General features: G+C 67.3%; 2 protein-coding genes and 1 pseudogene. All 3 read right to left on the reverse strand.

All coding sequences use genetic code 11. The features are described from left to right. Nucleotides 1–1,564 (reverse strand): annotated as a pseudogene (locus AC2VOP_RS16420) (3-oxoacyl-ACP synthase); the annotation flags it as partial. Nucleotides 1,565–1,917: 353 nt separating this feature from the next. Further along, a complete protein-coding gene (locus tag AC2VOP_RS16425) occupies nucleotides 1,918–2,640 on the reverse strand; it encodes a DUF1906 domain-containing protein (RefSeq protein ID WP_486961959.1) in 723 nt (240 codons plus the stop codon). Nucleotides 2,641–2,761: 121 nt separating this feature from the next. Continuing rightward, nucleotides 2,762–3,483: amidohydrolase family protein (locus tag AC2VOP_RS16430; RefSeq protein ID WP_486961960.1), on the reverse strand; the 722-nt coding region annotated here is incomplete at its 5' end.

A 3,483-nucleotide genomic window follows, 5' to 3' on the forward strand; every position in this document is an offset into this window, starting at 1 on the left:
GGTCGGGGATGCCGGCGCTGACCACCAGCCCATCGATCGGCGCACCGGATTGGCGGGCCTTTTGCACCAGCCGCTTGCCACCGACCTGCAGCTTCCATAGGTACGGGTCGAGGAACAGCGCGTTGAACTCGAAGGTGCGGCCGGGTTCCAGCAGTGTGGTCAGCTCCGCGATGCGTGCGGTGAAGATCTCCTCGGTGACCTGCCCGCCGCCGGCCAGCTCGGTCCAGTGTCCGGCGTTGGCGGCGGCGGCGACGATCTTGGCGTCGACGGTGGTGGGGGTCATGCCGGCCAGGAGGATCGGGGATCGGCCGGTCAGGCGGGTGAATTTGGTGGCGAGCTTGACCCGGCCGTCGGGCAGCCGCACCAGCGACGGGAGGTAACTCGACCAGGGCCGGGCCACCTCGGGGGTCGCCCCGGCGGTGAACAGGTTGCGCTGACCGCCGCGGGTGGCCACCGGCACGATTCCGATACCGAGGCCGCGGATCACCGGCGCCGTCAGCCGGGTCAGGATGTCGCCGGGACCGAGGTCGAGGATCCAGCGTGCGCCGGCTCGGTGCAGGTCGGTGACCTCGTTCACCCAGTCCACCGGACGCACCAGAATGGCCGCGGCCATCTCCCTGGCTAGTTCGACGTCGAGGCCAATCCGCTGTGCCGAGCCGCCGACGATGTCGATGCCGTCGGCCAGCCGCGGCGTGTGGAAGCCCACCTCCACCCGCACCGGGTCGAAGACCGGTGCGAACACCGCGCCGCCACGGACTTTGCTCTTGCGCTCGGCGGCCTCCCGCTTGGCGATCTGCTCGCAGTACAGCTCGAAGCGGGACAGCTGTTCGGGGGTTCCGGTGATGACGATTGCGCGCCGGCCGTTGCGAATGGACAACACCGGCGGCAGCACGGCACGGACGTCTGAGGCGAACTCTGCGAGCAGGCCGCGGATGCGCTCCGGGTCGGCGTTGGTCACAGACACCATCGGCGGGCGATCACCCAGGATCGAGATTCCGCGACGGCGGGCCACCAGGGTCCCAGCCGCACCGACAAGCTGTGCGATCGCCAGCAGCTGGGCATCGGCGGTTCCGTGGGTTTGGAGCGATTCGACGGCAAGCACACCCTGCGAGTGCCCTGCGACGGCGACCGGGGGGGTTGCCGAAAGATCCAGGCCCTGACGCGCCAGTGCGCGCACGGCCGCGATCTGGGTAAGCAGCACACCCGGCACCGACACCGCGGCCGACGTCAGTTGCTCGGTAGACGGCACCGGATCGCCGGCTGCCAGGGCTCGGACCCAGCGCAGCGGCTCGAACCCGATCGGACGGGCCACCACAAGTTCCGTGGCGATCGGTTCCAGCAGCAGGTTCGCCTCGCCGGCCAGCGTCGCCAACTCGGCCTCGATTCCGGCCGAGGACACCAATTCCTCGCAGGTCTGAAGCCAGGCGCTGCCCTGACCGCCGAACGCCACCGCATACGGTTCGCCGGCGGTGAGGCGATCCACCAGCGCCACCGAGTCTCGGCTGCGCGGCGAGGTGGCGTCGTCGCCGTCAGCGAAGATCTGGTCGTGGTCGTGAATCGTCACGGTAGAGATCACCCCTGGTTGGTCTGCCTCGCGTCTGCCCGTTGCGCCGTCGGTCGCGCCCGCAGTAAGAGTGTCATAAGAAGCTGTGCCGTTTCTGCAGCAAACCGGTTACTGATGAGTTCTACGCTCGGGTAACCCGGGCCGTGGGTAACACTCTGTTCGACGGCGCGCGGCGGCGCCCCGAACAAACGTCCTGCATGCAGGTGGTTACGCTCCGGTAGCCACAACGACGCAGATCAAGACAGTATTGTTATCGAATTGTTATCAGTGTTCCGGCCTGCAGAGGTGCTGGACTACCAGCTGTTCCAGTGCGTCAGCTGTTCCGTCGGCGGTCGTTTGGCTCGCTCCGCGCTTCAGGCCCACTGACCAAACTGCGGCTGGAGAATGTGGTTGACATCCACGCCGACGCCGCCGACTTTGCGCTTGTCGATCTCGACTTGGTGCAGGTTCGCGGCCGGATGGGTGAAGCCCTGGGGAGAACCCCAATTGTGCTGCCAGAAGTAGGAACCCAGGCCGTCCTGCAGCGCCCAGTCGATGACCTTGGAGTTGGCGTACACACCGACGCGCTGGTGGCCCAGCACCGACTCCCAGCCGCGCAGGTATGGGGCCACCTGTTGTCGGTACTGCTCCGGAGACGGGTCGTCATCGATCGAGGCATAGATGGGCGCACCGGCCGGCCCCCCGGCGGCGGTGTGCAACTGCCAGCCGCGCTGGGCGTGCTCGACACCGGCGCTTTCGCCCCCCAGCCAGTCGGCGGTGCTCTGCTTGCCGTACTGGTAGCAGGAGACGATCTTGAGGCCGTTGCTGTGCAGGTCGCGCGCCTCGGCCAGCTGGATCGGCTTGCCGAGCATCCAGGCAGCGCCGGGCCGACGGTCGGACACATAGCGGATCGCGCCCACTGCGCCGGCAGCCCTGATGTCGCCGGCGGGGAGCACCCCGCCGGCGTAGTCCAGCAATACGCCGAGCGGAGCCGCCGAGGCCGTCGCCGGGCGTAGCCAGGCCGCCGCCATGGCGAGGCCGACCGCGGCCGGGGCCGTGGCGGCAGCCTTGAGGACATCGCGCCGAGAAACCAACACGTGCCACAGGATACGCCAACTACAACACGAGTAACTCAGACACCGCGCGAGCATGCAGAAAATCGCACTCCCGACATCCCCAGAGTGCGACTTTGCGCATGCTCGGCGGAAAAGGGCGGGCCTACTTGGAGCTGGCGGCCGCTAGCTTGGCGAGGTCGGCGGCGGTCATCCGGGGACGGTGGTCGTCGCCGTCGCGGCGCTGCGACTTGAGCGAAACATCGTGACCCTCGACGGATTTCCGCAGCGCGCCGACCGTACAGTTCTGCTTGCCGCCCAACACCGTGAACGGGTCGTAGTGAAAGTGCCGCATGGCGTTCTCGTGGGTGATCCGGTCGATGTCGGCATCGCTGACTCCGGCCATGGACTGGGCGAACACCTCCGGTGACTGCGGCCAGTTGGAGTCGGAGTGCGGGTAGTCGCACTCCCAGGTGACCATGTCCAGATCCAGCATGCCCCGGCTGGCCATCCCGAACTTGTCGTCGATGAAGCAGGTGATGACGTGCTCGTTGAACACCTCGCTGGGCAGTTTGTCACCGAAGTCCTGGCCGGTCCAGGCGTGGTGGCGGTCGTAGTTGTAGTCGATTCGCTCCAGGAAGTAGGGAATCCAGCCAATGCCGCCCTCCGACAGGGCGACCTTCAGGTCGGGGAATTTGCGGAGCATCTTCGACCACACCAGGTCGGCCGCGGCCTGCACGATGTTCATCGGCTGCAGGGTGATCATCACGTCCATCGGCGCGTCGGGGGCGGTGATGGTCAGCTGCGACGACGACCCGATGTGCATGCACACCACCACCGACTCCTCGCTGCACGCCCGCCACACCGGGTCCCAGTGATCGGAGTGAA

The sequence above is a fragment of the Mycobacterium sp. TH-M106 genome, assembly GCF_057473765.1.